Source organism: Micromonospora sp. WMMD734 (genome assembly GCF_049178975.1).
In the GTDB taxonomy this organism is placed as follows: Bacteria; Actinomycetota; Actinomycetes; order Mycobacteriales; family Micromonosporaceae; genus Micromonospora; species Micromonospora wenchangensis.
Genome location: NZ_JBMHMK010000001.1, coordinates 7,105,195 through 7,121,009 on the forward strand (window position 1 = coordinate 7,105,195; position 15,815 = coordinate 7,121,009).

Sequence of the window (15,815 nt, forward strand, 5' to 3'; positions counted from 1 at the left end):
AGCACCGTAGCGGGACGCCCCGACGTTCTCCGGGCGACGCCGTGCCGCCGACGTGGGACGTCGGGGCCGCCCACCCGGGCGGGCGACCCCGACGGGGTTCAACGGGGCCGGCGGGGTACCGCGCGGACGAAGGTGGACCAGGCGGCCGGGGCGAACCGTAACGCCGGGCCGGACTGGTCCTTGCTGTCCCGTACGCCGATCGGGCCGGGCAGGTTGTCGGCCACCTCGACGCAGTTTCCGCCGCTCCCGCCGCTGCGGGTGCTCTTGCGCCAGACGGCCCCGGCCAGGTCAGTCATGCCCACTCCTCGATGATCGCAGTGATCAGCTTCTCGGTTGCCGCCTCGTCCGCCGCGAGCGTCTCCAGGTCGGCCCAGACGCGGTCGTAGGCGGCGACCTCCGCCGGCTTGTCCAGATAGAGCGCGCCGGTGATGTTCTCCAGGTAGACGGTAGTCGGCTCCGTCGATGCCCGCCCGAACGCCTGCGGGAAGTCCAACAGGACGAAGGTGCCCGTCTCGCTGGCCAGCGGCGGGCCGGCGGTGAACGGCAGGACGCGCAGGCTCACGTTGGGCAGGGTGGCCAGGTCGCGCAGGTGCCGCAGCTGCCCGGCCATCGCCCGCCGGTCGGGCAGGGTGCGCCGCAGCACCGCCTCGCTCAGCACCACCCTGAGGGTGGGCGCGCTGGGCAGCCGGCGGGTCAGCACGTGCTGGCGCTGCATGCGGACCTCGACGAGCTTCTCGCGCTCCGCCGGGCTCATGGTGGGATTCTTGCGGAGAAACAATTCCGCCGCGTACTCGCGGGTCTGGAGCAGGCCCGGGATCAGTTCCGCATCGTATTGACGCAACGTCGACGCCGACGATTCCAGGCCGACGTAGAGCGAGAACCAGGACGGGACCACGTCGCCGTAGGAATGCCACCAGCCCTTGGCGCGGGTCTCCCGGGCGAGCCCGGTGACGATGGACGTCATCTCCTCGGGCACCCGGTACATCGCGCACATGGCGCGGGCGTCCACCACCCGCACCGGCACCAGGCCCTTCTCGATGCGCCACACCTTCTGCCGGGAGCAGTCCAGCCCCTCGGCCGCGCGGTCCAGCGAGACGGAGGCGTCCTCGCGGAGCTGGGTGAGCAGCCGGCCGAGCTGTCGCCGGGGGACGGTGGAACCGCTTGTTTCCTCCGTCATGCAACATCACCGCACCCCTGGTGCAACGACAATTGTTTCCCCTGTGCCATTTCTGTCCTCCGTCCCTCGTGCGTCAATTCGACCCGAGATTAGGGGGGAGGGGAGTTGTTGCGCAAGGTGTCGGTCGTGTCGCAGGGTGTGAATCGCCGGACGGTGATCCGGGGCGTCAGAAATGGCGTCGACAATAGCCCGCTGTCCCGCTCGTAGCGAATAGCGCGCGGGCGGGGCGGCGCTATTTCCGGAAAGGACATCCGATGTGGGTCAGCGACGAGCGCGACGCCCGGCCCGGGGTGGCGTCGTGACCGCCCGCCGCGAGGTGCCGCTGCTGGTCCGGCTGGCCTGGGACTGCCTGGACCAGCACCGACACCGGCGGTGCGTGAGGTGCGCCGAGGCCGGGTTCTGCCCGGTGGCGGAGGCCGCCCGGCACCGGATCAGGCAGTGGCGCAGGTTCCGGCACGTCTGGGGGTGGCGGTGAACGCGCCGCTGCCGAAGGCGGGTGACCTGGTGGACGTGGGCCGGGCGGCCAGTGTGCAGTTCGTCAGACCGATCAGGTGCCGGGTGATCCGGGTGCTCGACTGGATCACCTACGACGGGTGGTGCTGGCTCGACGTCTACCAGCTCGACGCGAGGGGAGACGCGGTGGCCCGGCGCTCGATCTTCGTACGGCCGGCGGGGTTGGTGATGGTGCGGCCCGCGCCGGTGCCGCGCACGCCGAGTCGGGCGGGGGTGACGCCGAACATGCGGCAGGGGCCCCGGCCGGCGGGGATGCCGCCGGCGGACGGTGAGCGGGGTGCGGCAGGTGCGTCGCGCGAGCGCCGGTCGACGGGTGGTGGACGGAGTGCGGCCGGTGCGTCGGCCGGGCGTCGGCCGCCGGGTGGCCGGGGTGCGGCCGGTGGCGGGTGACGGGAGTCAGGGGGTCGTGGTGGCGGCGAAGTAGGGCTCGGCGGCCTCCAGCCGGGGCACCCGCACGCCCAGCCGGCGGGCCTCGGCCAGGGTGTCGCGGCAGACCGCGCGCAGCTCCTCGGGGTTGGCGTGCGCTGCCGTCACCCGGCGCATCGGCGGGAAGCGGTTGAGCAGCAGGGACATCGCCGGTGCCGCCAGCCAGACGGGTGCGGTGAAGGGGAACAGCTCGGCGCGGTGCCGCCGCAGGTCGACGCCGCGCGCCTCGACCAGCGGCAGCAGCTCGCGGGTGGCGAGGATCGCCTCGCGGAGGTCACCGGTGGTCAGGGCGGACAGGGTGCCCCGCCGCAGGCTCTGGGTGTGCAGGCCGGCGTTCTGGGCGAAGTGGACCGACAGCCAGCCACGGAAGTCGGCGTTCTCCCGGACCCGGAACCCGGCCGCCCGGAACACCTGGCGCACGGCCCGCTCGCGCTCGGTCGGCGGCCGGTCGAGCGTGCCGAGGAAGACCACGGGCAGCAGGGACGCGCGCAGCACGCCGTCGTCGCCGAAACCGCCGCCGGCCCCGGGGAAGCCCCAGGCGACCTGGTCGGCGGGCAGGTGCGCGGTCGCGGTCAGCGGCTCCACCCACAGGTTGTTGAAGACGAGGACCGTGGCCGCGCCCGCCCGGGGCCCGAGGAAGGCCGCCGCCTCGGCGAAGTTGTAGTGCTGCACGCTCAGCACGATCAGGTCGAAGTCGTGGTCGGGCTCCAGCGTCTCGCGGTAGCGCACCGGCCACGTCTCGGCGACCCGCCGGCCCCAGGGTCGCCGCCGCGCGTCGAGCAGGTCGAGGTCGATCGCCTCCCCGTACGCCGCCGCCCGCCCCGGGCGGACGTAGAACTCCACGTGGTGCCCGGCCCGTTCCAGGGCCCACCCGTACGTCGCGCTGATCACGCCACGACCGAACATCAGGATCTTCACAAGCACCTCGGGAGCTATAATCGGAGACCATCTCCACTTCCAAAATATGGAGACAGTCTCCACTTGTCAACGCGAGGCCCCCACATGACCGACGCCAAGCCGCTGCGCGCCGACGCCCGCCGCAACCGCGACGCCCTGATCGCCAAGGCCCGCGAACTGTTCGCCGAGGGCCGCTACGACCTGCGCTTCGACGACTTCGCCACGCTGGCCGGCGTCGGCACCGGCACGCTCTACCGGCACTTCCCCACCCGGGAAGCCCTGGCCGAGGCGGTCTACCGGGAAGAACTCGACGCGATGTGCGAACGGGCCCGCGAGGCGCAGGCCACCCTGCCCGCCGACGAAGCGCTGGAGTCCTTCCTGCGGGGTGTGGTGGCGCACCTGCACGCCCACGAGGGCCTCGCCCGCACCCTGTCCACGCTGATGGCTGCCCACTCGGGCACGCTCGCCGAGGGCGCCGAGGCCCTCGGCCGGGCCGTCACCGACCTGCTGGCCGCCGCCGTCCGGGCCGGGAAGATCCGCGACGACGTGGGGGCCGGCGCGGTCATGATGGCGATCCAGGGCATCTGCGCGGCGTACGGCCACCCGGCCTACCGGCCCGACGCGGACGGGGTGATCACCCTCGTCCTCGACGGCCTGCGCCGACCGGCACGATGAGCGCGGCCCGCGCCCCCACCGCCGGTGGCGGGGGAACGCGGGCCGCACAGGAGGCCGGGGCGGGGTACGGGTGGCTCGTGGCCGCCCGTACCCCGCCGGTGGCTCAGGTGTCGTAGCGGCAGGTGCCGCCGGTGTTCGCCGTACAGTCGTTGAGCTGGAGGCTGTCCAGGTTGATGGCCTGGTTGCCGGTGGTGGACTGCGGCGGCACGTTCACGGTGATCCGCACGCTGGCCGCGTTCGCCGGGGCGGTGGCGGTCGTCCGGTACTCCAGCCAGTTGCTGGCGAGCGTGTCGGTCGCTCCGGTGCTGGTCGACAACAGGGTGCCGGCCGAGTTGTACCAGGCGAGCTGGAGTTGGGTGTTCACCGCCGTGCCGCTGCGCAACCGGGTGAACAGCTTGTACGTCCGGCCGGCGGTGACCGTCGCCCGGTTCGTCAGCGAGATCGACGACGTGTTGGACGGCCCGGTGTAGGTGTTGAGCTGGACCGACCGGCGACCGTCGAAGTAGGTGCAGGAGTTCGTCGAGATGCCGCAGGCGGGCGTCACCTGGTGCCAGCCGCCCGACGTGGTGAACGTCGACGTGCTGCTGCCCGGGGTGGCCGCCTCGACCGTCCGCTGCTCGGCGGTGAGCAGGTCGTTGTTCGCGCCCACGTCGCAGCAGACCGGGGCGGTCAGCATCGGGTGGTTCGCCACGTTCACCTTCGCCGTCGACGGGCTCGGGTCGATGTAGAAGCTGGCCGACAGCTCACTCGGGTCGTAGTAGCTGCGGAACCCCGGATCGGTGTTCCAGTTGTCCCACCAGCCGTACATGATGTCGGGGACGTAGGAGGCCCCCGTCTCGGCCATCCAGGCGTGCCCGGCACCGAGCACGTGCAGCAGCTCGTGCCCGGCGACCCCGGTGGTCCACGACTCGGTCACCGCCGAACAGTGCACGCCGCTGGAGTTGCCGCCGGTCGGGCACTGGTAGGCGTCGGAGTTCGACGCGAAGTCGGTGAAGACCAGGTAGATCCGGTTGCTGTCCTGGTATCCGGCGGAGATCAGGTCGCTGCGGACCGTGCTGGCGGGGGTGTTCGGGTTCGCCCCGGCGTCGATCTTCTCGGGCACGACCAGGGCGCGGGCGTAGCCGGCGTACGTGCTGGTGTCGTAGCCCGTACGGCAGCTGAAGTTGTAGTGCTGGTCGTAGTTGGTCGACTCGTCGAGCGCCCAGTCGATCCGGTCCACCACCTTGGCGATGTACTCGACGTTGGCCTCGTAGTTGTTGCCGACGCCGTCGTGCCACGCGTAGATCACCTGGACGGCGGGGGTCGCGCCGGTCGGTGCCGCCGGATTGGCGACGGTGGACTGGCAGCCGCGCTTGGGCACGGTGGGCATGCTCGGCTGCGCGTACGGTTGGGCCGGCTCGGTGCCGGGCCCCCAGGCCAGGGCGGGTGTCGGGGCGGAGAGCACCGCGAGGGCGGTGGCCAGGGTGGCGGCGGTGACGGCGGCGAGGGTACGCGGCCGTCGGGTCCGGAACGGGGACCGGGGCAAGGATGCTCCTCGATTGGTGGCGGGCACCGCCGGTTGACGGTGCGTGTCCATCCAAACGAGCTGCGTGACATACATCAATGTGGATGGATGGTGAACAAGGTCATTCCCAGGTCCTGGGTATGCGCTTGCCTGTCGATCGGTGACGTGCAGTCACCGATCGGTCACCACTGGTGCAGGGGGTCGCCGGGTGTGGCAGACATACACCTGGTAGCCGCCGACCTCGTAGCGGGAAACCACATCGACGCCGAGCGTGGGGGCGGACCGGGCGAAGGTGTCCGACATCGCGCTCGAAGCGGGAAGGACGTAGGCCACCCGGGCGGAAGCGCGGACCTGGTCCCGGTACGGCCGATAGCGATCGAGACCAGGCGACAGGTCATCGTCGAGGACGGCGCACCGCACCTGCTCCCGACTACGGTAGGCGAGCCGGTTGCACGTCCAGTACCCGGAATAGACGTGGCCGACTCCGGTCGTCCGCAGACTGTCCACAAGCTGCTGCTCATTGTCGGCCTGCCCGGCGTACCGGGACCGGTGGACGATCAGCTGCCCGGTGGCGATCGACAGGCCCGCGAAAAGCACACCGGCCAACGTGACACAACCGGCGGCCAGGAATGCGCGGCTGCGGCTCCGACCGGTCACCCGTCGCCGGATTCCGCCATCGTCGGCGGAGACGCTGGACCCGACCCTGCCGACCAGGGCGGTCGCACCCACCCACAGCGGCCAGAGAACAGCTGGCAGCGACACCATCCCGTAATGGAGATAGCGGGCGCTCTCCACGGGCGTCATCGCCGACGAGGAACTGGCGACATACGCGGCGAGGGTCATCGCGGCACCGGCGATGAGCGCCAGCCGGCTGGCATGCACGCGATATTCACCGTCGTCGGCGCGACGTAATGCGGCGACCGCGATGGCCGTTGCCGCGACCAGCAGGACAAGATAGGTCGGTCCCCACCACAGTTGCCAGGTGGCACAGCGGCTCGGCGCACACAACCCGGAACTGAGCGGTAGGCCGACGATGACCGCGCCGTGCAACCTGTCCGACCAGGCGGCCGGCTCGGTGGCGCCGCTCAGGGACAGCAACACCGAAAACGAGTTGGGACGGTCGAGACGAAGATTGAACACGATCAGCGGCGCTGCGCCGAGGAGAAACCCGCAGACCGCCAGGGCCACCCCACGGATCGTCATCCCTGCTCGCCCCACCCATGCCACGAGCAGGACGGCGGCGGCAACGTACGGCAGGGCGAGCCAGTGGGTCCAGACGATGTAGCCGGCCAGCAACCCCCATACGACGAGCGTCGTCCGCCGCTTCGCCGGCCGCAGGACCAGCAGTGCGGATGCCAGCATGAGACCGGCAACGGCGGTGGCTACGTCGGAATAGCCGCCCGCCCCGATGATCTGATCCTTGACCACCCGGTCGGACCCGAACGCCATGACTCCCGTGACGAATACCGCGAACCAGGAAGAATAAAGGGTACGCGTCAACCGGAAGACGAGGACGAGGAAGACGGCGTACAAGACGAGTGCCGGCAGCCGGAGGGCCCACCAGTGGGTGCCGAACACCTGCACCAACGGGGCCGCAAGATAGGAATAGAAGGTGCCCATGTAGTCCTGGCCGTAGAAGAAGGTCGGCCACTCCCGGCCCTCTCCGATGTGCAGAGCGGCCAGGCCGGCGGTACCCTCGTCGCTGTTGGCCGGTGGAACGTCCACAGCTATCAGAATCGCCCGGTAGAGGACGCCCGCAAGGCCGACGACTGCTGCCGCGCGGCACGCAAGTGACTTCGGCAGACCAAGCCCGGCAGTGGAGCCCGCTGCCGTCTCTCCCGCGTTTCCCACCCGCCCGTCGGGGCTGTTCCTTTCCACCAGCTTTGCCACGGCCCCCCTTTCCGGACGGCGTCCACATGCCCGTTGGGCGGCACCCGGGCGATTCTGCCACAGCGCACGACGGGTACGGATCGCTGCGGGGCAGCCGCACGGACGGCGTCACGCGAGCTGGTCAGAAGGGGAAAGTACCTGTGCGCCCGGCAGGATTCGAACCTGCGGCCTTGGGATTAGAAGTCGACTCGAAACCCTGCCCTGACCTGCGGCTCAGCCGATCTACCTCGGAAGCCGTGTGCGTTCAACACGAACGGTCACCGGCGTTTCCCTGCTCAGCCGTGGCCGTTGTCCCCATGGGGACACTACCCTCGGCGCGTGGCGAGCATCGAGCAGCATGGTCCGTCCTGGCGGGTGGTCTGGCGACACCAGGGCCAGAAGCAGCGGACGACCTGGTCCTCCCCGGAGCTGGCTGCCGACGCGAAGCAGATCGTCGAGGGCTACCGGGGCAACCGCACCGCCGAGCAGGTCTACATCGACATGGGGGTTCTCGCCCCCGAGCCCCCAGTCGCACCGACCACCCCGACGTACCGCGAATGGGCAGAGAAGTGGCTCGCCTCGAAGACCCGGATTACGCCGGGGATGCGAGCCCGGTACCGGCAGCAGTTCCGGGATCGGATCTTCCCCGCTTTCGGTGACGTACCGATCGGCGATATCACCTCGATCGCCGTGGGGACCTGGGTCAACGATATGCGCGCCGTCATGGGCTCTCCGAAAACCGTGACCCGCTACTACTCGGCCCTGTTCGCCCCGCTGAAGGCCGCCGCCGATCAGGGCATCATCCCCGTCAACCCGTGCCGGGGGAGTGACGTCAAGCGCGACCAGGTCGCCGACGACGACACCGGTGAGCACCGGGCGGTCTACCTCACGCCCGTGCAGTTCGAGCAGCTGCGTGAAGCCTTCCCCGAGGCGTGGCGCGTGCTGCTCGACGCCCTGGTGGAGACCGGCGTCCGGTGGGGCGAGGTCACCGCGCTGGCCAAGATGCATCTCGTCCCGCCGAAGAGGGGCGCGTCCGCCCGGGTGCGGGTGTGGCGGGCGTGGAAGCGCGGCGAGGGCGGGCAGCGATACCTCGGCACCACCAAGGGCCGCGCGAAGCGCTCCCTGCCGATCGGCAAGGACCTCTACGACGCCCTGCTGGCGCTCGTCGATGGGCAGTCGGACGACACCCTGATCTTCCGCCGCCCCGATGGCCGGGAGCTGGACTACTCCGACATGTACAACGACGTGTGGCGCCCGGCTCTGCGCCGGGCCCGCCGGTGCGAGACCCATCCGCCGGCGAACCGCGGCGAGCAGATGCCCGACGCGACCGGCCGCTGCCGGGACTACGGCGGCACCCGGGACAACGGCAAGCTGTGTGGTGCCCGTGTCCGGCCGGGCACCAACCGCTGTGTCAGCCACTACGGGCCAGCCCTCGATGCTGTGTCGACCTGCGGATGCCCCGACGTGCTCGTCATCGACCAGCCGGCCAGCTGGCACGACCTCCGGCACACCTGCGCCGCCTGGCTGTTCAGCGACCCGAGGATGACGCCGCTGATGATTTCGCGCCGGCTCGGGCACGCGACCCTGGCGACCACGTCGGACATCTACGGCGACCTGATGCCGGACCTGGAGGAGTCGGCCGTCGACGCGATCGCCGACGCCCGCAAGAGCGCGAAGAGCGGCCGGAAGAAGGGCGCGCGGAAGAAGGGTTAGCCCTTGTCCCGGTTGGTGTTGGCGAACAGGTCGTGCAGCGTGAGCATCGCCTCGCGCTGCTCATCGCTGTAGATCGGATCGTGGAGGATCGCCAGCCGGGCGTCGACCGCGACGGTGTCGATCGGCTGCGGGTCGTCCTCTGGCGGGACGATCCCGGCCAGCTCGTACGCCTCGCGGCGGGGGATGCCGAGTGCGTCGGCGAGCGCGGAGATCGTGGCGGCCTCGACGCGTGTGCGGATGCCGAGGTCCTTGATCGTGTTGCGTGACACCCCTGACTGGCGGTGCAGTTCGGAATCTGTCCAGTCGCGGGCTGCCTGTTCAGCCCGCATCCGTCGCCAAAAGGCGAACGCTGGACCACGTTTGGACCGCTCAGTCATGTAGCAGGTTGTAGCACGGAAGCACGTTCCGGACATAGCAGCGTCCCGCAAGTTGCCCCATGATGTGGCACCACGTGCCCGATGGTGTTGCGTGTTGCTTCGTGATGCTCAGTCGGCTAGCGTGATGAACGCACAAGGCGCAGCAACACTGAGCAGCATGGAGGGGTCGGAGTGGAAGAGCAGCACCTGACCGTCGATGAGGTCGCCGCGCTCCTCCGGGTGTCCCGCTGGAGTGTCGGCCGCTACATCAAGTCGGGCGCCCTCAGGGCCACGAAGGCGGACGGCCGGAACGGGGCCGTGCGGATTCCCTCCAGCAGCTACGAGGCGTTCATCGCCGACCACACCGTCACCGCGAAAGAGAGGACGCGATGACCCACGCCCTGCCCCAGCTCACCCCGCTTGCCGACGTCGCGCGGCTGCTGCGGATTCCGCCCCGGCGCATTGCCGACCGGGCTCGGGCCCGCCAGTTCGCGCACATCCGGATCGGCAAGGAGCGGTACGTCACCGCCGAGCAGCTCGCCGACCTGCTCAAGACGTACGAGGTCGCCCCGGTGGCGGTGAAGAGCGACCGCGAGAAGGCGCTCGACGAGACCCGCGAGCGGCTGGCCCGTTCCGGCACCCGCCGCCGGCCCGCCGCCTGACACGAACGAGCCCCCGGCCGCTGGCACGGCGCGAGGGCTCCACCAGGACATCAACCCATCAGCAAGGAGTCCCGATGCAGTCCCAGACCCTACCCGACCACCGCACGATCACCTTCGACCCGATGGCCGAAGTCGACCCGATCGCTGTCCCCGTCGACGAGACGGGCGACGCCCTCACCGAGCGGCTCCGCCAGGTGTTCCTCTCCGTCGGGCTCATCGACGCCGGGCACGTCTTCGAGGCGACGGTCGACCTGAAGGCCGGCACGGTGGCCGTGTCCGCCGACGGCGACGTCTTCGAGCGCGGCACCATCACCGGCCCCGGTGTCGGCCAGCCGACCGCCGACCCGCAGCCGACCGACCGCCTGCTCGCCGCGGTTCGCGCGGTCATCGACGCCGGGCACCTGGAGTACGACGGCACCGGCGTCGACGTCGACCGCGTCCAGGGCGAGGCGCACTCCCGGTTGGTCGCCGCGTACGCGGCGGTCACCGGGGGGACGGCCGACACCGCCCTGACCGTCCGCGACCGGCTCGCCGCCGAGCTCCACCGCATCGCCGACGACCTCGTCCGCCTGGACCTGCCGGTCGGGCGCAACAACGGACTTGGCGTCGGCGTGCTCGACAGCCGGGCCGACCTGGACCGGTGGGCCGCCTACCTGGGCAGCGCGGTCCAGGTCGACAACAACGGCATCCCGCACGTCGACCACCCCGTGCGCCTCGGGGACCAGTACGAGGAGCTGGCCGTCACGGCGCAGACCAACCGGGACCCGCGCGGCGAGCTGGAGCGGCTCCGGGCGCGGGTGGCCGAGCTGGAGGCGCAGCAGGGCGGCACCCGGTGACCGCCCCGGACCCGACCCCGCTGCCGGACCTGCCGCCGGTGCCGCCGCTGGGCCCGATCCCGGGCACGGAGGGTCGGCCCGGCCCGGACGTCGCCCCCGGCTGGCCGCTCACCGTGGCGGCGAGCACCCCTACCCCGGAGCCGTTCACCCTCGCCGACGACGGCGACCCGTTCCCGACCGCGACCGACCCGGCGTTGGACGGCTACACCCCGCCCACCCTGGCCGACCTCGGCCTCGACGCCGACCCGGTCGCCCTGGTGGTCAGCCTCCGCACGCAGGCCGCCGTCGCGCAGGCCCGCATCGCCGAGCTCATCGCCGGCATGACGGCCGAGCAGCGGGCGGACCTGGCCCAGTACGAGCCGGCCCGGCACCTGCGGGCGGTGGCGTGATGCGGCGAATCCAGCGCAAGCGCGCCGCCGGCTGGCGGATGCCCGACGGGGCGGTGTACGTCGGCCGCCCCACCGTCTACGGCAACCCGTTCCGCATCGGGCAGGACTTCTGCGGCCCCACCATTCGATGCCTCTTCACCCCCGCCGAGGTGGTCGCCGAGTTCCGCGCCTGGCTGGCCATGGACGAGCTGCACCCCCTCTTCTGGGACAAGGAACTGGTCGACGCCCACGCCAAGATCAAGGCCGCGCTCAAGCGGGGCGATCTGGTCGGCAAGGACTTGGCGTGCTGGTGCCGGCTCGACCAACCCTGCCACGCCGATGTCCTGCTGGAGATCGCAAACGGCGGCGGTGCCTGATGGCCCTGCTCGCCGCCGTTCTGGCCGTGCTCGTCGTGGTCTTGGCGATCGTGGCCGGCGCGTTCGCCCTGGTGGCCCGCGCGAACCGGCTGGCCGCTGACACCGCCGAGGCCCGCCGTGACGAGGCCGTCACCGCCGCCCACACTGCCCGCCACGCCGTGCGGGTGCTGCACGCCGAACTGACCACCGCCCGCCACGAGGCGGCCGTGCTGCGCCGGCAGCTCACCGCGCAGGCCCCCCTCACCCCCAACGCCCTGGACCCCTCGTGGTGGTCCACGGCCGCCGACATCCACGCCCTACCCACGACCGACCGGGAGATGCCCCGATGACCACCCTGGACCCGCGCACCATCGCCGCCGACCTGATGACCCACGCGGCGCGCGACCTCGACACCCTCGACGTCCTGACCCACATCGGCCAGGCGTACGACGTGCTCACCTACCCCGACAGCCTCCCCGCCGAGGTGCTCACCCTGGTCCGGTCGGCCGGCATCGACCTGCTCTGGCCCGACGGCACGAAGGACACCGAGCTGGATGCCCAGCGCGTCGAGGTGGACCGACTCCAGGCCGAGGTGGACCGGCTCCGCGAGCAGGTCTTCGCCCAGCAGCCCGTCATCGCCGCCGTCCAGGCGTGGGCCGAGCTGGTGGAAACCGACAGCAGCGCCCCCGAGCACGCCTCGGCGCTCGTCACCCTGCACCAGGCGGTGGAGCAGTACCGGGTGATGGACCTCGCCCTCACCAACGCCCGCGCCGAGGCGGCGACCCCGACGGAGCAGCAGTACCTGATCTGGTCCCACCACCACAAGGTGTGGTGGGGCGCGAACGGCAGCGGCTACCGCAGCAACCCCGCCGACGCCGGCCAGTACACCCTGGCCGATACCGAGAAGTGGCTGGGGCGGGGCTGCTACTGCTGCCAGGTCCCCGAGCTACCCATCCCCGCCGAGAAGGTGATCGGCAAGGGCGACCGCTCGGTCTGGGGCGTCATCACCGCCGCCACCCGCGCCGCCGTCAAGGCCGGCCAGGTGAACCGGCACTACGACCCGGCGGTGGCCCGGTGACCGCCGTCGACCCGAGCCCCGTCACCGCCTGGCCCACCCGCCCGACGCTGCGCACCCGCATCACCGCCTGGCTCACCGGCCAGCCAGCCCGGCCCGCCGGACGGCACCGCGCCGGCACCGTCCGCGAGGTCACCCCGGACCACAACCCGCTGCACCCCGCTGACCGGGTCGCCCTCGCCCCCACCCACTGGGCCGACCGGTGGCTGCCCGCGCCCGTCGACGAGCTGACCGGGCGCATGGACACCACCGCCGTCCGCGACCAGGCCGCCCCGCCGGAGTGGCCCGGACCGGCCGGCACCGGTCAGGTGCTCGCCGACCTGCGGGCCGCACTGACCAGCCCCAACGACCCGGGAGCGGTGCAGGCGTGACGACCCCGCTGCTCTCCACGGAGTGCACCCAGTGGCGGGCCGGCCAGCAGTGCCGGTCCACCACCGGGGTCCGCCCCTACCTCACCGGCGCCGCCTGCGGCACGTGCCGGCCGGTCGGGGAGCAGCCGCCGAACGCCCTCTGCCCGGTGTGCGGCGGCCTGCTCGACCCCGCCGCCCAGCTCGGCCACGACGGGACGACGGGCGTGTTCGACCGGCACCCCGGGTGCGAACCCGGCGGACAGCAACTGCGACTCATCCAGGGAGGACGACGGTGACCACCACCGAGCTGTACGAGCCGGAACTGGTCCTCACCCACGACCAGATCCGCAGCAACCGCGACCGCTGGCTCGCCGCCCGCGAAGCCGGCATCGGCGCGTCCGAGATCGCCGCCGTCCTCGGCCTCAGCCCCTACGACTCGCCGTTCTCCCTCTACTGGCGCAAGAAGCTCCACACCACCACCGAGATGAACGAGGCCATGGAGTGGGGCCTGCGCCACGAGGGCACCATCGCCGCGAAATTCCGCGAGCAGCACCCCGAGTTCATCGCCGTCCCCGGCGGCCTCTACCGGCACCCCGTGCACCGGTGGATGCTCGCCACCCCCGACCTGATCCTGGAGAACGCCCAGCCGGGCTGCGACGAGCTCGCCCAGATCAAGACCACCCGCTCGTGGGACGGCTGGGGCACCCCCGGCACCGACCAGATCCCCGCCTACTACGCCGCCCAGGTGCAGCAGGAGATGACCGTCTACGGGGCCCGCCGCTGCTGGCTGCCCGTCCTCGCTGGCGGCAACTCCTACCGCGAGTACGTCGTCGACTGGGACGCCACCGACGCACAGACGATCATCTTCGCCGGCATCGACTTCATGCAGCGGCTCGCCAACGACAACCCGCCCGACCTCGACGGGACCGCCGCCACGACCGCGACCCTCAAGCAACTGCACCCCACCGTCGTCGACGACGTCGTCACCATCCCGCAGCACCTGGCCGACCAGTACGCCACCCGCCGGGCACTCCTCGACGACGCCAAGACGGCGCTCGCCGAAGTCGAGAACCACATCCGGGGCCTACTCGGCGACGCCCGGACCGCGGTCTGCGGCGGCCGGAAGGTCGCCCAGCGGTCCGTCTACGACCAGACCCGCCTGGACACCCGGCGGCTCAAGGCCGACCACCCCGACCTCCACGCCGCATACGCGGTCACTTCCACCGTCAGCAAGCTCACCCCCTGCAAGGAGTCCCAGTGAGCACCGTCAGCAACGCCGTCGCCCAGCGCGAGCAGGGCCCCGCCGCCCTCGTCGAGCAGTACCGCGACGACCTCGCCATGGTCGCCCCTTCCCACGTCAACCCCGACAAGCTGTACCGCACCATGATCGGCCTGCTGCGCGGCAACGACCAGCTCGCCCGCGCCGCCGCCAGCAACCCCGGCAGCTTCATCGCCGCTGTTTTCGAGTGCGCCGAGTTGGGCCACCGACCCGGCGACACCTACCACTTCGTGCCATTCGGCAACAAGGTCACCGGCATCGAGGACTACAAGGGCGAGATCGAGCGCATGTACCGCGCCGGCGCCGTCGTCTCCGTCAAGGCGGAGATCGTCTACGAGAAGGACTCGTACGAGTTCGACGAGACCACCATGCAGATCCCGCAGCACAAGCGGGACCGGTTCGCCGGCAAGTCCTCCCGGGGCCGGATGGTCGGCGTGTACGCCTACGCCGTCATGCGCGGCGGCGCCCTGTCCCGCGTCGTCGAGATGGGCGAGGAGGAGGTCAACGAGCACAAGGCCGCAGCGCACGGCAGCCACAAGGACGACTCGCCGTGGAACAAGTGGCCCCGCTCCATGTGGTTGAAGACCGCCGTGCACGAGCTGGCGAAGTGGGTGCCGACCAGCAACGAGTACCTCACCGACCACGCCCGCGCCGCCGGTGAGGCTGCCCGCATCGCTGGCAAGCCCACCAGCGCCCCGCCCGCCCCGCAGCCGCCGGCCACCGCTCCCGTCCGCAGCGAAGTGCTGACCGGCGAGGTGCTCAACCCGGGCCGGCAGGGCTGACCGATGACCGCCCCGACCCTCACCCGCCCGGCCGGGTGTACCGCACCCACCACCGGCCTCGCCGGCTACAAGGTCCACCGCTGCCGGTGCGTCGGCTGCACCCAAGCCAGCACCGACTACCAGAACCGCCGCGCCCGCCTCCTCGCCTACGGCCAGTGGCAGCCCATGGTCGACGCCGAACCCATCCGCCAGCACGTCCGCAACCTCGGCACCGCCGGCATCGGATGGATGCGCGTCGCCGAACTCGCCGGAATCAGCCACGGCGCAGTCAGCCGCCTCCTCTACGGCAGCACCAACCGGCCCCCCTGCAAGAGGGTCCGCCGCGAAACCGCCGACGCCCTGCTCGCCGTCACCGCCAACCCCGACAACCTTGCTCCCGGGCAGACCGTCGACGCCACCGGCACCCGCCGCCGCACCCAAGCCCTGGCTGCCATCGGCTGGTCCGTGTCCGAACAGGCCAGGCGGATCGGACGCACCTGCCGCAACCACTGCCACGTCCTCACCATCCCCGCCGTGCAGCTCCGCACCGCCGAAGCGGTCAAAGCCCTGTACGACGAGCTGTCCACCACGCCGGCCCCGCCGGGCGTCAGCGCCACCCGCACCAAGCGGTGGGCGCAGCGCCACGGCTGGGTGCCTCCGCTGGCCTGGGACGACGACACCATCGACGACCCGGCGGCCAGCCCGGACCTCGGCGACGAACGCCCCGGCCTCATCGACCCGGTCGCCGTCGAGCGGGCCCTCGCCGGCGAGCGGGTGCGACTCACCGACGCCGAACGCGACGAAGCGTTCCGGATCGGCCTCGCCCGGGGGATGAGCGGCCACGCCATCTCCGTCGCGTTGCGGCTGAGCAGCGTCACCTACCGCCGCATCGTCGCCCGCATCACCGCAACCCAGGCCGCCTGATGACGGCCCGCCCTGACACCGGAACCGGCCGGGACACCCGCGCTCACGTCGCGGCAGGGCGCCACCCACACGAC

At 71.5% G+C, this 15,815-nt stretch carries 21 protein-coding genes and 1 pseudogene; 16 read left to right on the plus strand and 6 right to left on the minus strand.

What is annotated here, in order from left to right; genetic code table 11:
* Nucleotides 1–98 precede the first annotated feature (98 nt).
* Together ACN267_RS31120 and ACN267_RS31125 are read right to left on the minus strand one after the other, a co-directional pair.
* Nucleotides 99–296, minus strand: coding sequence for a DUF397 domain-containing protein (locus ACN267_RS31120; RefSeq protein ID WP_421490241.1), 198 nt, complete (start codon nucleotides 294–296; stop codon nucleotides 99–101).
* Nucleotides 293–1,177: a helix-turn-helix domain-containing protein gene (locus ACN267_RS31125; protein WP_421490242.1), complete on the minus strand. Its 885-nt coding sequence runs from the start codon at nucleotides 1,175–1,177 to the stop codon at nucleotides 293–295. Before ACN267_RS31125 ends, ACN267_RS31120 begins: the two co-directional genes overlap by 4 nt.
* A gap of 298 nt (nucleotides 1,178–1,475) precedes the next feature.
* Here ACN267_RS31125 and ACN267_RS31130 point away from each other — a divergent pair, with 298 nt between their 5' ends.
* The gene (locus ACN267_RS31130) at nucleotides 1,476–1,652 is read left to right on the plus strand and encodes a hypothetical protein (RefSeq protein ID WP_204958087.1); all 177 of its coding nucleotides are present in this window, start codon (nucleotides 1,476–1,478) and stop codon (nucleotides 1,650–1,652) included.
* A gap of 8 nt (nucleotides 1,653–1,660) precedes the next feature.
* Nucleotides 1,661–1,903, plus strand: a pseudogene (locus ACN267_RS31135) (hypothetical protein); the annotation flags it as partial.
* A 183-nt stretch (nucleotides 1,904–2,086) separates the two neighbouring features.
* Here the strand turns inward: ACN267_RS31135 and ACN267_RS31140 are convergent.
* Nucleotides 2,087–3,040 (minus strand): ketopantoate reductase family protein, encoded by a 954-nt coding sequence (locus tag ACN267_RS31140; protein ID WP_421490243.1) that lies wholly within the window; start codon nucleotides 3,038–3,040, stop codon nucleotides 2,087–2,089.
* A gap of 78 nt (nucleotides 3,041–3,118) precedes the next feature.
* Here ACN267_RS31140 and ACN267_RS31145 point away from each other — a divergent pair, with 78 nt between their 5' ends.
* Entirely contained in the window at nucleotides 3,119–3,688 is a 570-nt protein-coding gene (locus ACN267_RS31145; protein WP_281894851.1) for a TetR/AcrR family transcriptional regulator, read from the plus strand.
* Nucleotides 3,689–3,791: 103 nt separating this feature from the next.
* Here the strand turns inward: ACN267_RS31145 and ACN267_RS31150 are convergent, their stop codons facing one another.
* Nucleotides 3,792–5,213, minus strand: a complete 1,422-nt coding sequence (locus ACN267_RS31150; RefSeq protein WP_204958089.1) for a hypothetical protein — start codon at nucleotides 5,211–5,213, stop codon at nucleotides 3,792–3,794.
* 150 nt (nucleotides 5,214–5,363) lie between these two features.
* On the minus strand, nucleotides 5,364–7,082 hold the full coding sequence (locus ACN267_RS31155; protein ID WP_421490244.1) for an ArnT family glycosyltransferase: 1,719 nt from the start codon (nucleotides 7,080–7,082) through the stop codon (nucleotides 5,364–5,366).
* A gap of 318 nt (nucleotides 7,083–7,400) precedes the next feature.
* Between ACN267_RS31155 and ACN267_RS31160 the strand changes: the two genes are divergently transcribed.
* Nucleotides 7,401–8,774 carry a tyrosine-type recombinase/integrase gene (locus ACN267_RS31160; RefSeq protein ID WP_421490245.1) on the plus strand — a complete coding sequence of 458 codons (1,374 nt, stop codon included), beginning with the start codon at nucleotides 7,401–7,403 and terminating at the stop codon, nucleotides 8,772–8,774.
* On the opposite strand, the gene ACN267_RS31165 is transcribed toward ACN267_RS31160, so the two are convergent.
* Complete coding sequence (locus tag ACN267_RS31165) at nucleotides 8,771–9,151, minus strand: helix-turn-helix domain-containing protein (RefSeq protein WP_421490246.1); 381 nt, start codon at nucleotides 9,149–9,151, stop codon at nucleotides 8,771–8,773. The two genes, ACN267_RS31160 and ACN267_RS31165, sit on opposite strands and share 4 nt — an antisense overlap.
* Before the next feature lie 171 nt (nucleotides 9,152–9,322).
* On the opposite strand from ACN267_RS31165, the gene ACN267_RS31170 reads away from it, so the two are divergent.
* The 12 genes from ACN267_RS31170 to ACN267_RS31225 all read left to right on the plus strand — a co-directional run bounded on the left by ACN267_RS31170 (nucleotide 9,323) and on the right by ACN267_RS31225 (nucleotide 15,741).
* A complete protein-coding gene (locus ACN267_RS31170) occupies nucleotides 9,323–9,523 on the plus strand; it encodes a helix-turn-helix domain-containing protein (protein WP_421490247.1) in 201 nt (66 codons plus the stop codon).
* The gene (locus tag ACN267_RS31175) at nucleotides 9,520–9,792 is read left to right on the plus strand and encodes a hypothetical protein (RefSeq protein ID WP_421490248.1); all 273 of its coding nucleotides are present in this window, start codon (nucleotides 9,520–9,522) and stop codon (nucleotides 9,790–9,792) included. Before ACN267_RS31170 ends, ACN267_RS31175 begins: the two co-directional genes overlap by 4 nt.
* A 74-nt stretch (nucleotides 9,793–9,866) precedes the next feature.
* Nucleotides 9,867–10,628, plus strand: coding sequence for a hypothetical protein (locus tag ACN267_RS31180; protein WP_421490249.1), 762 nt, complete (start codon nucleotides 9,867–9,869; stop codon nucleotides 10,626–10,628).
* The gene (locus ACN267_RS31185; protein ID WP_421490250.1) at nucleotides 10,625–11,017 is read left to right on the plus strand and encodes a hypothetical protein; all 393 of its coding nucleotides are present in this window, start codon (nucleotides 10,625–10,627) and stop codon (nucleotides 11,015–11,017) included. Before ACN267_RS31180 ends, ACN267_RS31185 begins: the two co-directional genes overlap by 4 nt.
* Nucleotides 11,017–11,373: a DUF4326 domain-containing protein gene (locus ACN267_RS31190; RefSeq protein ID WP_421490251.1), complete on the plus strand. Its 357-nt coding sequence runs from the start codon at nucleotides 11,017–11,019 to the stop codon at nucleotides 11,371–11,373. Before ACN267_RS31185 ends, ACN267_RS31190 begins: the two co-directional genes overlap by 1 nt.
* The gene (locus ACN267_RS31195; protein WP_421490252.1) at nucleotides 11,373–11,702 is read left to right on the plus strand and encodes a hypothetical protein; all 330 of its coding nucleotides are present in this window, start codon (nucleotides 11,373–11,375) and stop codon (nucleotides 11,700–11,702) included. Before ACN267_RS31190 ends, ACN267_RS31195 begins: the two co-directional genes overlap by 1 nt.
* Nucleotides 11,699–12,430, plus strand: a complete 732-nt coding sequence (locus tag ACN267_RS31200; protein ID WP_421490253.1) for a hypothetical protein — start codon at nucleotides 11,699–11,701, stop codon at nucleotides 12,428–12,430. The genes ACN267_RS31195 and ACN267_RS31200 overlap by 4 nt, the downstream gene beginning before the upstream one ends.
* Nucleotides 12,427–12,798: a hypothetical protein gene (locus ACN267_RS31205; RefSeq protein ID WP_421490254.1), complete on the plus strand. Its 372-nt coding sequence runs from the start codon at nucleotides 12,427–12,429 to the stop codon at nucleotides 12,796–12,798. Before ACN267_RS31200 ends, ACN267_RS31205 begins: the two co-directional genes overlap by 4 nt.
* Nucleotides 12,795–13,073, plus strand: coding sequence for a hypothetical protein (locus ACN267_RS31210; RefSeq protein WP_421490255.1), 279 nt, complete (start codon nucleotides 12,795–12,797; stop codon nucleotides 13,071–13,073). The genes ACN267_RS31205 and ACN267_RS31210 overlap by 4 nt, the downstream gene beginning before the upstream one ends.
* Entirely contained in the window at nucleotides 13,070–14,038 is a 969-nt protein-coding gene (locus ACN267_RS31215; RefSeq protein WP_421490256.1) for a YqaJ viral recombinase family protein, read from the plus strand. The genes ACN267_RS31210 and ACN267_RS31215 overlap by 4 nt, the downstream gene beginning before the upstream one ends.
* A complete protein-coding gene (locus ACN267_RS31220; protein WP_421490257.1) occupies nucleotides 14,035–14,838 on the plus strand; it encodes a recombinase RecT in 804 nt (267 codons plus the stop codon). Before ACN267_RS31215 ends, ACN267_RS31220 begins: the two co-directional genes overlap by 4 nt.
* Before the next feature lie 3 nt (nucleotides 14,839–14,841).
* A complete protein-coding gene (locus tag ACN267_RS31225) occupies nucleotides 14,842–15,741 on the plus strand; it encodes a hypothetical protein (protein ID WP_421490258.1) in 900 nt (299 codons plus the stop codon).
* Nucleotides 15,742–15,815 lie beyond the last annotated feature (74 nt).

Bases quoted from the DNA above. Each gene is read 5' to 3' on its own strand.
- ACN267_RS31120 (WP_421490241.1), bottom strand. From the start codon at position 296: ATGACTGACCTGGCCGGGGCCGTCTGGCGCAAGAGCACCCGCAGCGGC.
- ACN267_RS31125 (WP_421490242.1), bottom strand. From the start codon at position 1,177: ATGACGGAGGAAACAAGCGGTTCCACCGTCCCCCGGCGACAGCTCGGC.
- ACN267_RS31145 (WP_281894851.1), top strand. From the start codon at position 3,119: ATGACCGACGCCAAGCCGCTGCGCGCCGACGCCCGCCGCAACCGCGAC.
- ACN267_RS31165 (WP_421490246.1), bottom strand. From the start codon at position 9,151: ATGACTGAGCGGTCCAAACGTGGTCCAGCGTTCGCCTTTTGGCGACGG.
- ACN267_RS31175 (WP_421490248.1), top strand. From the start codon at position 9,520: ATGACCCACGCCCTGCCCCAGCTCACCCCGCTTGCCGACGTCGCGCGG.
- ACN267_RS31180 (WP_421490249.1), top strand. From the start codon at position 9,867: ATGCAGTCCCAGACCCTACCCGACCACCGCACGATCACCTTCGACCCG.
- ACN267_RS31190 (WP_421490251.1), top strand. From the start codon at position 11,017: ATGCGGCGAATCCAGCGCAAGCGCGCCGCCGGCTGGCGGATGCCCGAC.
- ACN267_RS31195 (WP_421490252.1), top strand. From the start codon at position 11,373: ATGGCCCTGCTCGCCGCCGTTCTGGCCGTGCTCGTCGTGGTCTTGGCG.
- ACN267_RS31200 (WP_421490253.1), top strand. From the start codon at position 11,699: ATGACCACCCTGGACCCGCGCACCATCGCCGCCGACCTGATGACCCAC.
- ACN267_RS31225 (WP_421490258.1), top strand. From the start codon at position 14,842: ATGACCGCCCCGACCCTCACCCGCCCGGCCGGGTGTACCGCACCCACC.